This is a genomic window from Chloroherpetonaceae bacterium, from assembly GCA_033763895.1.
Taxonomy (GTDB): domain Bacteria; phylum Bacteroidota; class Chlorobiia; order Chlorobiales; family Thermochlorobacteraceae; genus JANRJQ01.
Genome location: JANRJQ010000004.1, coordinates 822,429 through 838,352 on the forward strand (window position 1 = coordinate 822,429; position 15,924 = coordinate 838,352).

Annotated in this window: 12 protein-coding genes; 5 read left to right on the forward strand and 7 right to left on the reverse strand. The window is 43.1% G+C overall.

Going from position 1 to position 15,924, the window contains the following annotated elements; translation table 11 throughout:
- Positions 1–357: 357 nt before the first annotated feature.
- Complete coding sequence (locus SFU91_04220) at positions 358–2,256, reverse strand: ABC-F family ATP-binding cassette domain-containing protein (protein ID MDX2128222.1); 1,899 nt, start codon at positions 2,254–2,256, stop codon at positions 358–360.
- 11 nt (positions 2,257–2,267) lie between these two features.
- On the opposite strand from SFU91_04220, the gene SFU91_04225 reads away from it, so the two are divergent.
- On the forward strand, positions 2,268–2,441 hold the full coding sequence (locus SFU91_04225; GenBank protein ID MDX2128223.1) for a hypothetical protein: 174 nt from the start codon (positions 2,268–2,270) through the stop codon (positions 2,439–2,441).
- Between the two features lie 462 nt (positions 2,442–2,903).
- On the opposite strand, the gene SFU91_04230 is transcribed toward SFU91_04225, so the two are convergent.
- The 3 genes from SFU91_04230 to SFU91_04240 all read right to left on the reverse strand — a co-directional run bounded on the left by SFU91_04230 (position 2,904) and on the right by SFU91_04240 (position 6,561).
- Complete coding sequence (locus SFU91_04230) at positions 2,904–3,974, reverse strand: hypothetical protein (protein ID MDX2128224.1); 1,071 nt, start codon at positions 3,972–3,974, stop codon at positions 2,904–2,906.
- A 181-nt stretch (positions 3,975–4,155) separates the two neighbouring features.
- Positions 4,156–5,364, reverse strand: coding sequence for an ATP-grasp domain-containing protein (locus tag SFU91_04235; GenBank protein ID MDX2128225.1), 1,209 nt, complete (start codon positions 5,362–5,364; stop codon positions 4,156–4,158).
- 183 nt (positions 5,365–5,547) lie between these two features.
- The gene (locus SFU91_04240; GenBank protein ID MDX2128226.1) at positions 5,548–6,561 is read right to left on the reverse strand and encodes an esterase-like activity of phytase family protein; all 1,014 of its coding nucleotides are present in this window, start codon (positions 6,559–6,561) and stop codon (positions 5,548–5,550) included.
- A gap of 249 nt (positions 6,562–6,810) precedes the next feature.
- Between SFU91_04240 and recR the strand changes: the two genes are divergently transcribed.
- The gene (gene recR / locus SFU91_04245; protein ID MDX2128227.1) at positions 6,811–7,428 is read left to right on the forward strand and encodes a recombination mediator RecR; all 618 of its coding nucleotides are present in this window, start codon (positions 6,811–6,813) and stop codon (positions 7,426–7,428) included.
- A gap of 156 nt (positions 7,429–7,584) precedes the next feature.
- On the opposite strand, the gene SFU91_04250 is transcribed toward recR, so the two are convergent.
- The gene (locus SFU91_04250; protein ID MDX2128228.1) at positions 7,585–9,375 is read right to left on the reverse strand and encodes an ABC transporter substrate-binding protein; all 1,791 of its coding nucleotides are present in this window, start codon (positions 9,373–9,375) and stop codon (positions 7,585–7,587) included.
- 407 nt (positions 9,376–9,782) lie between these two features.
- On the opposite strand from SFU91_04250, the gene SFU91_04255 reads away from it, so the two are divergent.
- On the forward strand, positions 9,783–11,600 hold the full coding sequence (locus SFU91_04255; GenBank protein MDX2128229.1) for an ATP-dependent DNA helicase RecQ: 1,818 nt from the start codon (positions 9,783–9,785) through the stop codon (positions 11,598–11,600).
- 5 nt (positions 11,601–11,605) lie between these two features.
- On the forward strand, positions 11,606–12,067 hold the full coding sequence (locus SFU91_04260) for a hypothetical protein (GenBank protein ID MDX2128230.1): 462 nt from the start codon (positions 11,606–11,608) through the stop codon (positions 12,065–12,067).
- Positions 12,068–12,120: 53 nt separating this feature from the next.
- Here SFU91_04260 and SFU91_04265 read toward each other — a convergent pair whose 3' ends face one another.
- Together SFU91_04265 and rpmH are read right to left on the reverse strand one after the other, a co-directional pair.
- Positions 12,121–12,705, reverse strand: a complete 585-nt coding sequence (locus tag SFU91_04265) for a ribonuclease P protein component (GenBank protein ID MDX2128231.1) — start codon at positions 12,703–12,705, stop codon at positions 12,121–12,123.
- A gap of 213 nt (positions 12,706–12,918) precedes the next feature.
- The gene (rpmH, locus tag SFU91_04270; protein ID MDX2128232.1) at positions 12,919–13,074 is read right to left on the reverse strand and encodes a 50S ribosomal protein L34; all 156 of its coding nucleotides are present in this window, start codon (positions 13,072–13,074) and stop codon (positions 12,919–12,921) included.
- 997 nt (positions 13,075–14,071) lie between these two features.
- On the opposite strand from rpmH, the gene dnaA reads away from it, so the two are divergent.
- Positions 14,072–15,832 (forward strand): chromosomal replication initiator protein DnaA, encoded by a 1,761-nt coding sequence (gene dnaA, locus SFU91_04275; GenBank protein ID MDX2128233.1) that lies wholly within the window; start codon positions 14,072–14,074, stop codon positions 15,830–15,832.
- Positions 15,833–15,924: the final 92 nt, after the last annotated feature.

The following is a 15,924-nucleotide window of genomic DNA, read 5'->3' on the forward strand; positions in this document are numbered from 1 at the left end:
CGTTGAAACGGGTTGCAGCGCCTTTCTGCAAGGGTGTTTCAAGGTTTAGCCAAGTTACTGAACATTTTTTGTTTTTTGTGTTATTGTGAGAATAATTCCTAATCATTTTTTTAAAAGACGGTAAGGTGAGATGCGGTGGTTTCGACAGGCTCAACCACCTTATTTTGTGGCGTGCGGATTCCGGACGCGCTTCGCTTGCCGGAATGACTTGCTGAGGATGTGTGGTGCACGACACGGTGGTTTCGACACTTCGACAGGCTCAGTGCGGCGCAGGCTCAACCAGCTCACTTTTTAAGTGTTAATCCTTTTCATCCTTCAATCCTTCAATCCTGATTCAGACATGCTTCTTTCATCACGCTATGCCCACTCGGCGAGTTCTGACCACCGTGCCATATCGTTTTCTAGCCGCTTGGTAAGCGTTTCCAATTCATCATAAAGCGGTTTTGCCTTTTCATAATCCGACCCAAGCTTTGAAAGCAAATTCCCAATCTCCTCTTTTCTTGCCTCGGCTTTTGCTATTGCGGCTTCGAGTTTTTCAAGTTCTTTTCGCTCCTTGCTGCTCAGTTTGCGCGAGTCGCTTGTCGCCGCCGCCGGCACCGCTTTGGGCGTGGGCTCCGGTTGGGTTTTCTTCTTACTTTCTGCCGACTTTGCCGCGTCTTCTTCTTCTTTACGCTCTGCCAAAAAGTCGGAGTAGCCGCCGCTGAAATGCCGAAGCGTCGCATCGGGCTCAAAGCGAAAAAGATGCTGCACGGTGCGGTCGAGGAAGTAACGGTCGTGACTAACGACAATGAGGCATCCCGCGAAGGTATCGAGATAATCTTCGAGCACTTCAAGCGTGGGAATATCCAAGTCGTTGGTAGGCTCATCGAGCAAAAGCACATTCGGGGCCGACATCAAGATCTTCAGCAAATACAGCCGCCGTTTTTCACCGCCCGAAAGCTTTGCAATCGGTGAATATTGTGCTTCGGGAGAAAAGAGAAATTTCTCAAGCATTTGCCCGGCAGAGATGGTTCCGCCGTTAGCGGTTTTGATATGCTCGGCGGTTTCTTTGATGTAATCAATCACGCGCTGCGCGGGGTTTAGTTCGCGGCTTTCCTGATCGTAGTAGCCGAGCACCACAGTTTCGCCGCGTTGAATTTCGCCTTTATCGGGCTTCTGCCGCCCTGCAATCATTTCAAGCAGCGTCGATTTCCCGCTGCCATTGGAGCCAATGATGCCGATACGATCGCGCGATTCCATTGGGTAGGTGAAGTCTTTCAGAATTGTTTTATCTCCAAATGATTTTGAAACCCCAATGAATTCAAGGGTTTTCTTCCCCAAGCGATTCATTGTGAGCGCGATTTCCATTTTCTCTTTGGCTTTTTCTTCAGGCGTATTAAGCAAGGCTTCGGCGCGGTCGATTCGCGCTTTCTGCTTGGTGGTGCGGGCTTTTGCGCCCTTTTTCAGCCACGCGAGTTCTTGCTTGCGAAGCTGCCCAAGTTTATGGCCCTCAATCGCCCGCCGCTCTTCTTCCTCGGCCTTCTTTTCGAGGTAGTAAGCATAGCCGCCGTAAAAGGTTTGCAAGTTGCCGCGGTCGAGTTCGATGATTTTATTGGCAACGCGGTCGAGAAAATAACGGTCGTGCGTGACAAGCAAGATGGCGCCGCTGAGGCTTCGGAGATACTCTTCGAGCCAATCGGTGCTTTCGGCATCGAGATGGTTGGTGGGTTCATCCAAGATGAGCAAATCGGCCGGGGCGACGAGGGCATGCGCCAAAGCCACGCGTTTGCGCTGACCGCCGGAGAGCGTTTTCATTTTTGCCTCAAGCGCAGTGATGCCAAGCTTGGCAAGCGAGGATTTCGCAAGGGCTTCGATGCCCCACGCATTTTTTTCATCGATTTTGTGCGAGAGCGTGGTGAGCCGTTCGATGACTTCATCGGTCGGGTTTCGGTCCAGCTCGATGCAGGTTTTTTCGTAATCAAGAATAAGTTTCAGCGTTTCGTTTTTCGCTTCAAGCACGGCTTCAAGCACTGTGGATTCGGGGTTGAAGGGCGGGTCTTGCGGCAAATAGATCACGGTTTTGCCGTTTGGTGTGGTCACTCGGCCGGCGTCGGCTTGTTCTTCACCGGCAATGATTTTAAGCAGGGTTGATTTGCCGCAACCATTGGCGCCGATGACACCCACTTTATCGCGCTCGTCCATCCCGAACGAAACGCTTTTGAAGAGTTCACGAAGCCCGAAGGTTTTTTTGAGGTTTTCGACGGTTAAGACATTCATACTTTTGGTTCATGCGTTTAATTGACCCCAAAATACGCCATTCTTGGGCAATGCAACGGGAAGTTTCTTCGCGAGGCATTGCAGAAATTCAATTTTTGAGCGATTTTAATATAAAAACGCTTTTTGAGTGCGCCGAAATTACAATAGGGTATTTTATCGGAAAGAAAGCCTTATTTCAACCGTGAGAAAGCCTTATTGTTACGGAAAGAATAGGTTATTCTTTCCGTGAGAATAGGTTAATGTTGGCGTTGAAATCAAGCTTTGTTTCAGACTTGAAATCAAGCTTTGTTTCAGCCGTCAAAACAAGCTTTGATTTAACCTTGAAATCAAGCTTTGATTTGAGCGTTAAACCTAAGCTTGATTTTAACTTCAAAAATGACTTTTGAGGTCGGATTTCATTCAAAAAGATACAAAAATGTAAGCGGCGATAGATTTCACCTTTAAACCGGCTTCTATTTTTAAGTTGAAATGGTTTTTACCAAACCGCCCTTAATTTTTCGAGGAAGTATTAAGGAAGAAAGGACACGCGAGATTCTCGATGTGGCGAATCATCCCATTGAAAAAATATTTAAGGATGGTATTTGTTTTTAGGAGGGTTTTCACGCCAATTTACGAAATCGATCGCTAAGTAAAATGGTAATAAAACTCTAAGGATAAACAATCAGAAAAATAAAAGCCAATAAATTTACAAGTAACACGGTTCCATACACGACGTTGCTTTTTCCACTGTTCAAAGAAAGAATAACTGTGAAAGTAGAGAGCATTAATAATATGATTGAAAGGGAATCCAACCCCAAAATAATTTCCATATTGTAGGCATAACAAACCAATGAAACAGCAGGGATGGTTAAGCCAATACTGGCGAGTGCAGACCCTAAAGCTAAATTCAAACTTGACTGAAGTTTATTGTTTTTGGCGGCGGCAATGGCAGCGATGCCTTCCGGAAGAAGAATAATTGCCGCAATGATGATTCCAACGAGCGTTTTTGGCAAGTGATAACCCAAGACAATTTTCTCAATTGTTGGAGAAAGAGTTTTAGCCAATAAAACAACAATCAATAAGCTAATAAGCAAAAATACGGTGCTGATGAGGAAGTCACGTGTCGATACCTTATGCGGCGTTTCGCTTTCTTGTGAATCGTTGCTCGTTAAAAAATACTCTCTATGCCGAACTGTTTGCGCAAATAAAAATGATGCATAAATGATAACGCACACAGCCGAAGCAAAAAGAAGTTGGGTGGTTGAATAGTAGGGACCTGAAATCGTGGTGGTAAATGAAGGAAGGATTAATGTAAACACCACGATTGAAACCAAAGAGACCAACGCAATTCGAACCGAGTGTGCTGAAAACGTTTGTTCGTGATGCTTTAATCCTCCCAAAAAAAGACACATCCCCACAATTCCGTTTAATATCAGCATTACGGCAGCAAAAACAGTATCTCGTGCTAAAGTTACCCCTTCGCTACCACTTGAAATCATTAATGAAATAATCACAGAAACTTCGATAATCGTAACGGCAACAGCCAATATGATTGTTCCAAAAGGTTCACCAACCCGATGGGCAATAATTTCTGAATGATGCACCGCAGACATCACCGAGCCAATTAATAACGCACCTGCCAATAATTGAAGTATTGCATAATCATGAATTAGATTTGTCATGTAAAGCAGGGAAGCTAAAATGGGCAGCGTAATTGTCCATTGATAAAACTGTTTCATAGTTTAGGATTTTAGGAGATACTAATTCTTGTTTAAGCAGAATAATTTGATGGAAATAAATTTTTTTTCTCAACCTTAATAGACATAATCTTTTAGGTTCTTTGCAATTGGATAAAATCAAAAAAGGTAATATCCGACTTTACTTGACTGAGAAACCGCATTGAACTTCGAACAGATCGGTTCAATTCGTCGCCTTATCCGGCAATGGCGCTGTCGTGAAAAAGTCATTGTAAAACCGCTGCAAGTAGCTCTCTAATAGTTCATCTACCCGCGAGGCTTTTGGGGATGTCACAATAAGCCCGGCATGATGCTTCCGATTCATTTTCCACCAAACTTCGGGATCATTGTAGGCACTCATATCCGGATGCTCTTGCTTTGCGAGCGAAATTAATAGTGCGGCAGTATTTTTTTCTGCTATTGGTGGCATATAGCTTTTTTCTCCTTGTTCGCATTCTATCTTTGCCCATTCACGCCAAAGGTTCACGCCCGTAGCGGCTTCAACAAGTTCGGCAATATTCGCCCCGCCAACCCGCGCTGAGGTTTCAAGAAAATAAACCGTGCCGTCCTTCCCCATAATAAACTCAGTATGAGAAACCCCTCGCACCAGCCCAAGCGTTTGCAAGACAGTCTTATTGGCTTTCAATACAGCTTTTGCCTCCGCCGAAGTTGGAGAAAGCGTTTTGGTGGTAAATACATCGCCTTGATGCGCCACATGCATTGGCGGTTTGCCATATTTGCTAGCACACGCAAAAACCACGGCCCGCTCCGATATGACTGAATCGACATGATAAACATCCCCTTCCACAAATCGCTCCATCAAATAAAATGATTGTTTATCACCCAAGTGGTCTAAGTGACGCCAAAGCTCTTCCTCATGATGAATTTTTTTTATTCCAAGCGCTGAAGCTTGCATTCTTGGTTTTACTAACCAAGGACCCGGAACGCGCTTCATAAATTCGCGAAGGGCATCGTAATGAAGCACATGAACAAAATCGGGCACCGCTATCGCAGCTTCTTTTGCGCGAACACGCATTGCAAGTTTATCGCGGAAATATCGCGCGGTAGTATCGCCCATTCCTCCAATTCGCAAATGCTCCCTTAGCGCAGCGCCAGTTTCTACATCAAAATCATCAAGCGGGACAATGCGATCAATGCGGTGATTGCGTGCCATATAACTGACCCCGTAAATTACATCTTGCCTGTTCCACTCTTTATCTTTATCGGGAATCAAAAAAATATCATCCAAACTTTCACGTGGCCAATCAGCGCCGGCAATGCTTTGGGAAGTTAATAGAAAAACGCGCGCGCCTTGCCGCTTGCATTCGCGCATGAATTCTTGACCCTTTTCATAACTAGCAAGGCAAAGAACGGTGAATGGCTGTGTGCTCATAGATTTTTAGAATTTATTTTGAAAACCAATGGCCTCCCGTAAGGGTCTCAGGAAGTGATGATGGTGATGTGCTTAATGCTTATTGTTTTGGGAAAAAGAAAATACAACGTGAATGCAATTTATCCATTCAAAAAAAATCGGTTGTGGGTTTCAACCCCTTTTTCTTTCAAGTTCAATACGATTTCAATTCGGGCGCTTGAATATAAACAGCAATGGACGACGGTCTTGAGGGGCATTTCTTCGAGCGTCCTGATTATTATCCAAAATGACATAGATATGTGATTCATCCATCCATAATCCTTCGGCTAAGCCGTAAGTGGTATCTTGATAACTAAAATCGGGATGGGTGACCCAATTCGAAAAACGCCACAATCCTTTTTCATGAAATTTTCCATCCTTGAAGTCCATTTCAAGTATGCCTTCTGCGCCGCGATACAAAAGAAAAATTCGATTTTCTTGTGATATCCTCTCGACATCTTCACGAGCCGGGGAATCGTTACTTTTTTCTTGAACAGGTTCAATAAAAATGTCTGAGAAGTCGGGCGTTCTGGGCATCTTCAGTTCCGCTTTTGTTTCAGGAATTAAATACCCCACCACTTTTTGAATTGAATCTCTCGCATCGAGTTTGACATAAATTATCCCATTCACTTCCCGTTCAGCTGAGAGTAAAAATTCTTTTGCACTTACAACCGCAATCCCTTCAAGACCCGCATTGCGATTGACAAGCATGCCGCAGTCTTTGACAAAAGGCTTTAAATCGGGCGTCAATACGAATGTTTCTCCTGTTTTGGGATTCACTTTGATAATTTTGGACTGTGCTTCGCTAACGAGATAAAAATTCCCATCCGTAGATTTTGAGATTCCCTCAAAGTCACATTTCTCAGGCAATGCCCCATTGGAATAAATATGGAATTTTCTTTCTTCCTTTGGGTACAGTGGTTCAATTAGAATGCGAGCGGTTCCCTCTGAGCCGTAGGTTCGATCAGTCAGTTTAGGAAGCGTTACGGAATAAAGTGTTGAGTCATCTTTATCGCATACAAACCAAAGTTTCCCGTCTTGCATCTCAAGTCCCGAAGGTTCTACCGGGTGTGTGGATTCAATGAGAAATACCTGCTTAAGTTCCAAATCCACTGTTTTCATCGTTCCACAACCGCTTAGGAACACCATAACCAAGACATGCAAAAGCATCTTCCTCATAGATAACCCGATATTCTTGCTTTGGCGAATCTTTTGAGAGAAGAAAAGGGGCGAGTGCGGTACAAAGTTCAACTTAATAATATTATTTGGTGTATAACACTGGTTCGATATTTTGACCTATTTTCGCTCAATGTTAAAAGTCGAAAATCGGTTCAATCCAACAAAAGTGCTTTAATCTGTTTTGAAAACAAAAAGTAACAAAGTTACAAATCGTATTTCCGTTAACAAAATTTAACTATAATTTTATCTATGAACCGCTATTCTTCCCAAGCCATTGAAAATCTCATCGAAGAATTATCGCAATTACCCGGAATTGGGAAAAAAACCGCTCAAAGGCTTGCGCTTCATCTTCTGCGCGATTCCCCTGAAAATGTTAAGCGTTTAGCAACTGCCATTACCGAAGCCAAAGAAAAAGTGATTTACTGCAGCGTTTGCTGTAACATGACCGATCGGCATCAAGACCCTTGTCCGGTTTGCATGAGCCCCAAACGAAATCGCACCGTCATCTGCGTGGTTGAGTCTCCTGCCGATGTCATCGCATTTGAAAAAACCAATCAATACACCGGGCTTTATCATGTTTTACACGGCGTGATTTCCCCTCTTGACGGCATCGGGCCTAACGAATTGAAGGTCAAGGAATTGCTAGCACGATTTTCGAATCCTGAGTCCCCCATTATTTCTGAAATCGTCTTGGCATTAAGCCCCACGGTTGAAGGAGAAACAACGGTTTTATATCTCTCGAAGCTGCTCAAGCCCTTAGGCGTTAGAGTCTCGCGTATCGCCCGTGGGATTCCGATTGGAAGTGAATTAGAGTTTATCGATGAAGCCACGCTCACCCGAGCTCTTGAAGGGAGAGCGGAAGTTTAATCAGTTAACATTCCTTCGGGTTATGATTTTTTGAATGACTTAATTCATTTTTTGAAAAACGGTCACTCCCTTTATGAGTGGAATTTCATCGCCCTTAGGCTAGCCCTATTTTAGACGCTTAGTGCCCGGCAGTCGATTTTCCTCCGCCAAACTCGCTCACTTTTTCTTTATGCTATCAAGCCGATCAAGCCATACCCATTTATAATCGTTACGACTCATTGCGTTCAGGGGATTGTCACGCACTTCTGCATGCAACACACGCTCTTCTTTCGGATAAGTAAGAATCACAAGCGAAGCATCATCAACAGCAATTTGCTCAGCCTGTTGGTAAAGCTTGTATCGCAGCGAATCATTAGGGGTTGATAACGCTTTTTCATAAATCGAATTGAATTGCGGGCTGTTGTAACGTTGCATATTTGGGAAACTTCGCTCATCTGGATTTTTTGGCAAAAGTTTACCGTAGTAAAGATTGAGGAAATTTTGGGGCTCTGCATAATCAGCCACCCACTCTTGCTTATAGAAAGCGACTTTCCCACTTTCAATGCTCCGATTTAACTCCGCCCACTCTATTTGACGAATTGAAACACGAATAGAAAGTGTCTCGGTTATCATTCGCTCAATCGCACGCGCAATTCGCAAAGTCTTTTCACTGTTTGCGGGAATGTGTAGAATTAACTCAGGAAAATTTTTACCATTTGGAAATCCCGCTTGTGCCAGAAGTTTTTTGGCTTGATTCGGGTCGTACTTAAATCCCTTTATGAGCGAAGCGCGGTATTTCGGCATTGTAGGTGGGGTAAATCCAAAATTCGCCGCAACACCCTCGCCCTTCAATTCGGTTCTTTCCAAGAGTTCTCGGTTAATCGCAAAAGCAATCGCTTGCCGCACTTTTACATCTGTAAATGGGGCTTGCATGACATGAAGTCCCAAAAATTCGGTTGCTAAAGCAGGAACCCATTGATAGCGGAAGTCTCTCTGATACTCGGGTGACAGCCGAAGTCCGGTTTCATCCAACCATAGACTTCGGATATCACCCGGTAAACCGGAAGATTCCAGCAAGTTTCCTTTCTTGAATTCTGCTTGCTGCATCCCCCGATCCGGGATATAGCTGACACGAATTTCATTCAAGAAAGGAAGTGAATTTCCAAACTCATCTTTCCCCCAATAGCCATCATTTCGTTTGATTAAAATTGATTTCGTTATTCCGTTTTCCTTCACCCCCATTTCTTTGATCATAAAGGGACCGGTGCCCACAGGATGTCTCCCAAAGTTTTCACCGTAAAAAAGCACGGCTTCTTTGGGAACGATGTAGCAAAACCCATTGGTGAGGGTCATTAAGAAAGGCCCAAACGGCTTATTCAGTCGAATCCGAAATCGAAGCCGGTCAACCACTTCGAAACCTTTCACTTCATTTATTCTTGGTTCGCGTCCCTGTTCCAATGCCGCTTTTTGTTCCTCGTAGAATTCGGTAGCTCCATACACGATATCCTTAAACACATAGAAGCCAACAGGCGAGTATCGCGGGTTACAAACCCGTTCAAATGAAAACTTCACATCCTCAGCAGAGACCGCTCTCACCACCCCTTGAGGGAAGCAATTGTCTTGATGAAAATACACGCTATCTCGGAGAGTGAAAGTATAGGTTGTTCCACCATCTTCAATCGTCCACGATTTGGCAAGCTCCGGCGTCAGTTGTAGGGTTTTGGAATCTAAATCGACAAGGAGTTCAAAAATTTGATGCGCTAGCGTTATCGATGAAGCATCAGAGATATTGATGGGGTCTAAAGATTCGATTGGTATTGAAACACTGTATGAATAGGATCCTCCATAAACTTTTCCATTGCTTCCCGCCGAGTATTCACTTCGGAGCTGAGGTTCATTTTGATTCATACATCCCGAAACAAAGAAAAAGAGCTGAATGATCATCAATGCTCTTTTTCCTTGCTTCATTGATAATTGATTTAACTTATATCCCACAGGTTTTGCTCTTTATTCAAAAAGGGTGCTTTGTTTGTGTTTTTCATACAAAGCCGATTCCCTCTCATTTTTCCGAATTGCATTAATTAAGAATCGTTCAAAACCGAACTCACCCGTTCTGTTCAAAAGATTCATTAAAGATTGAAAGACAGCCTTAAATATACATTATTTTAGACCTGCAATGCGGTTAAATATCACATCAGTTGATGCGTTCCCATTGTGTTCCGCTTCACCCGTTCGAGAAACTCGGCTTGATTCCAAAGAGACGCGACTATTTTTTTCCCTTTTGTTTATAAATCTTTAGACTTTTTTTCGTCTATTTTTCTTTTCATTTTTAGCAGATTTAAACTGCAAGCCCATAACCAAGTGAACTTAAAAGAATGACACTCTCAGCTTCCTCAAGCGATTCACCCTCGCGTGAAAACTTAAAAACAAAGGCTCTTGAAGTCTTGTACAAATTTTTTGGATATCGAGAGTTTCGCGGTGGGCAAGAATCCATTATTCTCGAAGTTCTTTCGAAGCACGATGTCCTTGGGGTCATGCCCACTGGTCAGGGAAAATCCGTTTGTTATCAAGTTCCGGCTTTTGTCTTAACGGGTACCGCCATTGTAATTTCACCGCTTCTTGCTCTTATGAAAGATCAAGTGGATGGCCTTAAAGCTCGAAATTACCCTGCTGAAGCGCTCACCAGCCAAACACCACCGGCACAAAGCACCAAGATCATCTCCGATTTAGAAGAGGGGAAAGTTAAGCTCCTTTTTGTTTCACCGGAGCGGCTACAAAACGAGCGATTTCAATTGCTTTTGCGTTCGATATCAATTTCGTTTATCGCTGTCGATGAAGCACATTGCATCTCAGAATGGGGCTATGATTTTCGCCCAAGTTATCAGGCCATAGGGAGTACCTTATCGAAAATTTTTCCCTCGAAAAGACCAAATATTGTTGCCCTAACTGCAACAGCAACCCAAGAGGTTCTTCAAGACATCCAAAAATTTCTTTCACTTTTCAACCCTTTCTTTTATGTAGGAGGGTTTGAACGTACCAACCTTTCACTCTCTATCTTTGAAGTTGAAAATAAACGCGCCAAATTGATGCAAATCCTCAAGGCCGTTCCGGGCTCAGCAATTGTGTATTCAATGAGCCGTAAGCTTGCCGAAGAAACTGCCTTTTATCTCAATCAAAATGGATACCGCGCAGCGTTTTACCACGCCGGACTTCCTGATGAAAAGCGTGCGGAAATTCAAGACGGATTTTTTTCTGGAAAATATCCCATCATTTGCTCTACCAATGCTTTTGGAATGGGCATCAATAAAACCGATGTTCGCGTTGTTATTCACCTTGAGCCGCCAGATACCCTTGAAGCATACTATCAAGAGGCCGGCCGTGCAGGACGTGATGGGAAAAAAAGCTATGCGGTTCTTCTTTTTCAAGAGGCTGATATTGAACGCCGCAAAGTGCTCGTTTCATCTGCAACACCCACCGCACGCCAAGCATTATGTCTTTATCAAATGATTGCAAGCTGGTACAAACCAAACACCCCTAAGCCACTCAAACTCCATCTTGCCGGCGATCTTTTTTCTGTTCCAAGAGATTTTCTTTCGGAAATGCTTCATAAAGTACACCCACTTGATTTTCCTTCTGATTCATTTCCGCCTATTGATGCCATTTTTTCTTTTCTTGAGCGGATGGGGCTTTTAAAGAACCACACCTCAAATGCCGAAGGGGAAAAACTTCACTTTTTTGTCTCGCGAGAGTCGATGGAAGAATATCTTCAACGGCCTACCCTCCCTTCAGAACACAAAGTTTTTCAAGCGATTTTGCGATACTTTAGCCACTCCGTTTTTTTGGAATCAAAACCATTTTCGTTGGCGTCGTTTTCTGAAAAGTCCGGAATCCCTGCATCGATTTCCGTTGAAGTGTTTCAGCATTGGCGCAGCATCAATATGGCACATTTTGAAGCTCAAGATCTGCTTGAAGCCGAGCTTCTTCGTTTGCCAACCCCAGAAATTCTTAATGATGCCCGATGGCAATTTTTGGATCAACGCAGAACCGTTATCCTAAAGAAACTTGCCGCCGTCAGTTCTTATATTCACTATCAGCGTTGCCGTCGAAATTATCTTTTGGATTATTTCGGCGAAGCTTATTACACCGAGCGCTGCGGGATTTGCGATAATTGCCTTGGTCGGCACAATACTTAAACATCATGTTAACATCTCAGTTAGATTTTCGCGCAAGCCTAATCAGTTGCCTTTCAGGATGTGGGTTTTTTCCGCTCGCACTTTCAGTTGTTTCTTATTTCAAGTTCGATTCTTTTCTTTTACCCTTTCAGATCATAGCTTCTTTTGTATTGGGTCCATCCGTCATCTCGGCAGAAAGCAATGCTTCATTTCCCGTATTGGGTTATGCATTGCTCATATTAAGCTTATGGTGTTTTGCTTTCGGGTTTTTGACTCATTTTCTCTTGCATCGTTGGGGAATCCTCGTCGGCATTGTGGGAGGCGCTTTATTGGGATTGTGCGCTTTCGCCATTACATTCAAAATGCTCCCGTATTTTTTTGAGTGGAGCCGCGCTTTCTTGCGACCTGCTTTTGCAGTTGCTTTTCTTGCCTTCGGTGCTTGGAGTGGGGGCGTTTACGAATCGTTGGAAGAAGAACCGGAGAATTAAAATCTTATTGCCACATCATCCGGCTATCTGTGAAAAAGGCTTGGATTAGGTTTTCAGCTCCCTTTCTCTTTTAAGGCAACTTTTCGAATGACCTTCTCACAGCCTTTGGTCATCCAAGCGGCAATTTCATTGTAAGAAGGCAATTTTGGCTTATTTTTTTTCGTTGAACGATCTCGATCTCCTTCCTTTTTTGAGCCGCTACCGACAAATAAAAACGCAATTTGCAGTATGCCTTGTATCCCTGCCGACTCTCCGCAGTTGTAAATCACTTCCTTCTGAAGACGAAAAGCTTCTCGCATTAAGCGTTTAATTCGATTGCGTCTTGTCGCTTTAGGCTCAATTCTTTTTCCCACACTAAAAAGTGCTTGTATTCGAAACAATTTCGATTGTTCAACTTTCAGTATTTGGGTTTCCTTTTCAACATCCAATTGCGTTTCCATTAGGGAGGGGTTCTTCTCATTCATTCCCATTTTTTCAACATCGAGGCGTTTGATTCTGCAAAGCATTTTCACCCCGCCCTCCCTGTGCACTGCAACACTCGAAGCGTTTTTATCAAAGAGCATCTCAAGCTCCTTTTTTGAGCGAATGATTTCTTCCTTTGTTAGCCCTGCCACTTTGGTGTCTTTTGCTTTATTCAAATCCCATTAAGACTGCAATTGCTGATTGACCTCATCATTTGAACCTCCTTCAATTGAACCTCCTTCACTTTTATCTTCCAAAATCAATTTTGAGGAGGATTCCCTTTAAAACATTTTGATTGAGCATACTTTAATTCGAAATCAGTTCATAAATAATTTTTGAAATAAAAAAAGGCGACTTCTAAGTCGCCTCGTAAACCTAAAAACTTCATTTTACTTAGGTTTATTCTCGTCACTGACCGTCAATTTATAACGGCCTTTCTTTCGGCGCATTGCCAAAACTTTGCGACCATTCTTTGTCGCCATTCTCGAGCGAAAGCCGTGCTTGTTGCGACGCTTCCGGTTATGCGGTTGATATGTACGTTTCATCGTTTGTTAGGTTTCAGTGTTAATTTTTTTCTGCGGGCAATATCCCATTCCAATATGTTTTCAAACTGTCTCTCTGTAACGAATCATCCAAAAATCTTAGATTTTTTTCGCGTGAGAAATGCACGCACTTTTTAGGCCGAGTATTTCAGAAAAGAGCGCAAACTTACCACAGTTTTTTTTAAAAAACAAGTTTGACTCATTATATCTTTATTGTATTATTGTCCCCTCATTTCGAGGTCACACCGCTTCGTTTTTTTCACTTTGTCGGTTCATCTTTTCCTTTTGGGCTATCAAGCTCTTGGGGAAGTGTCGCCTCTTGTCAATTCAGAGCGCGAGAGTGATTCATACAAATGGCTTTTTATGCTTCGATAGCAGGATGCGATATATTCACAATTGAATTTGAATTTGTCTTTCGAGAGTCTTGTTTTTTTCTTTTGATTCGTACTATTTACTTTCTCTTTTTTGGTAATCTCTGTTTTTTAAGGTGCAATATCGCTGATTTCACAACTGCATTTTTTGAATTGTTGTCAGCGCTCATTTTTGGGTGATTTCGGCGTGATTTTTGAAATTTTTTATCGAATTTTCGAAAAAATAAGCCAAGAATCATTAACGGGAAAAAAATGTGGATAACTTGTGGATAGATGTGGAGAATTCCACATCCCCAATCTCCAATAAACTTCCGTTATTCTAATGTTACGGCAATGTTACTGCTTCGTTTCGCCTAAGTCTCGGTGAATTCGGTACTTACGCGTTTTCCTTGGCTTGAAAACGCATTATTTTTGGGCACTTGTCAACTGTATTCTTTATCAATATTAGCCAAAAGAGTCGCTTATTGCCGCAAGCCTATGTGGATAAAGCCTTTTTTAAGGAGAAATTCCATAGAGGTTAATGAAAATGCGACTCTTTGAGCATACAATTCTCTATCTCTTCGATTGATGTGCTTTTGCACTCAAGGATGAGTAATAAAAATTTGAAAGTTTAGGATCCTTCATTCATAATGGCTGAAAAACCAACTTCTTCGCTGATGAAAATCGGCCTCGAAATCTCTTCCTCTGCCCCATTGCCTTCGGGGTCGGAGTCGCCTTCCCTTTCGTCAAAATCCGCTTCGGCAAAGTCCGACCGCCAAAAAAAGGATCCGCTTCAAATTTCTTTGGAAATTCCACCTGCTGAATCTTCTCAGACACATGAATCCATTGAAGACCAAAAGTCAAACGAGACGACACCTAAAACGCCATCGCTTGTAAATGCCACGGGATCCACACAAAAAGAAATAAACCAACCGTATCAGCCATTGCACTTAAAGCCCTCTGCGGAACAAATTGCGGATCCTTTGGCGTCAAGCCGCACAGCCTCCGAGGTTTGGAATCAGTGCCTTGATTTCTTGCGCGATAACCTCAATCCTCAAGCCTTCAGCACTTGGTTCGAACCCATCACGGCCGTCTCTCTTGTTGGTGAAGAACTTACCGTGCAAGTGAAAAGCCATTTTATTTATGAATTCATCGAAGAAAATTATTACAACATTCTTCGCAGCAGTTTAATCAAGTTTGTGGGGCCCGGGGCAAAAATGCTTTACTCCGTTGAAGTGGTCAAGACGCAAGACCAAATGCCTTCCGTCACGCTCACTTTACCACAGCAACATATCGAACAGCAATCGGAGCTTACACCTTATCGCATTTCGCAAAATCGGAAAATTTCTGAGCTGTTTCGCGCCAATGTCGAGCGGTTTCAAAGCTACCTGAACCCAAAGTATAGTTTCGATAACTACATCAAGGGCGATTGCAATGTTTTGGCCTACGCCGCTGCAAAATCTGTGGCTGAAAACCCCGGAAATAACAGCTATAACCCGCTTTTTATTTACGGCGGAGTCGGGCTGGGTAAAACCCACTTAATCCAATCTATTGGCAATTATGCTCGTGCAAAACAAAAGGCTGAGTTCGTGCTTTATGTTTCAAGCGAAAAATTCACTATCGATTTTGTAAGCGCCATTCAGAACGACCGAATTCGGGAATTTGCCGAGTTCTATCGCAGTATTGATTTGCTTATAATCGATGACATTCAATTCTTTGCCGGAAAAGAAAAAACGCAGGAAGAAATTTTTCACATCTTCAATGCCCTTTTTCAATCCAATAAACAAATTGTGCTCTCAAGCGATCGTCCGTTAAAAGATATTCGCGATATCGAAGAACGCCTTCTTTCACGCTTTGCTTCCGGTCTTTCAGCCGATTTGCAACTGCCCGATTATGAAACGCGGCTTGCCATCTTAAACCGCAAAAGCGAAGAACACGGCATCACCCTTGCGCGAGATGTCTCGCAATTCATTTGTACCAATGTCAATAGCAACATTCGTGAAATGGAAGGTTGCCTTATTAAACTCCTTGCCACGGCTTCGATTTCAGGGCAAGAAATCGATCTTGCGCTCGCAAAAAATGCCTTACGTGATATCATCAGAGAAAAAAGCAAGACCGTAACGCTTGAAATGATTGAAAAAGTCGTTGCCGATTATTTCGGACTCTCTGCCAATGACCTCAAAGGAAAATCGCGTAAACAGGAAATTGCGGAAGCTCGTCAAGTGGCAATGTTCCTTTCGAAAAATCAAACCGGTAAAACCCTTAAAACAATTGGCCTTCACTTCGGCGGCCGCGATCACACCACCGTCATGCATGCCGTTTCGACCATTGAGTCTAAGCTCAATTCTTCTTTTGAAACCCGCCAAACGGTTGATGAACTTCGCAGAAGGCTTGATATCATCTCGCTTTAACAATCAATTGATTGTGGCCATTTCGCCGAAGCGTTTGCTTTCCATCCCATTCACCTCCATTCAGATTAAACAATCATTGTTTCCCTTTTTGC

What these genes read in the sequence shown, in the direction of transcription:
- dnaA (MDX2128233.1), top strand. Translation starts at nt 14,072, where the DNA reads ATGGCTGAAAAACCAACTTCTTCGCTGATGAAAATCGGCCTCGAAATC.
- SFU91_04225 (MDX2128223.1), top strand. Translation starts at nt 2,268, where the DNA reads ATGCGTTTAATTGACCCCAAAATACGCCATTCTTGGGCAATGCAACGG.
- SFU91_04230 (MDX2128224.1), bottom strand. Translation starts at nt 3,974, where the DNA reads ATGAAACAGTTTTATCAATGGACAATTACGCTGCCCATTTTAGCTTCC.
- SFU91_04260 (MDX2128230.1), top strand. Translation starts at nt 11,606, where the DNA reads ATGTTAACATCTCAGTTAGATTTTCGCGCAAGCCTAATCAGTTGCCTT.
- SFU91_04220 (MDX2128222.1), bottom strand. Translation starts at nt 2,256, where the DNA reads ATGAATGTCTTAACCGTCGAAAACCTCAAAAAAACCTTCGGGCTTCGT.
- SFU91_04250 (MDX2128228.1), bottom strand. Translation starts at nt 9,375, where the DNA reads ATGAAGCAAGGAAAAAGAGCATTGATGATCATTCAGCTCTTTTTCTTT.
- SFU91_04240 (MDX2128226.1), bottom strand. Translation starts at nt 6,561, where the DNA reads ATGAGGAAGATGCTTTTGCATGTCTTGGTTATGGTGTTCCTAAGCGGT.
- SFU91_04255 (MDX2128229.1), top strand. Translation starts at nt 9,783, where the DNA reads ATGACACTCTCAGCTTCCTCAAGCGATTCACCCTCGCGTGAAAACTTA.
- rpmH (MDX2128232.1), bottom strand. Translation starts at nt 13,074, where the DNA reads ATGAAACGTACATATCAACCGCATAACCGGAAGCGTCGCAACAAGCAC.
- SFU91_04235 (MDX2128225.1), bottom strand. Translation starts at nt 5,364, where the DNA reads ATGAGCACACAGCCATTCACCGTTCTTTGCCTTGCTAGTTATGAAAAG.
- recR (MDX2128227.1), top strand. Translation starts at nt 6,811, where the DNA reads ATGAACCGCTATTCTTCCCAAGCCATTGAAAATCTCATCGAAGAATTA.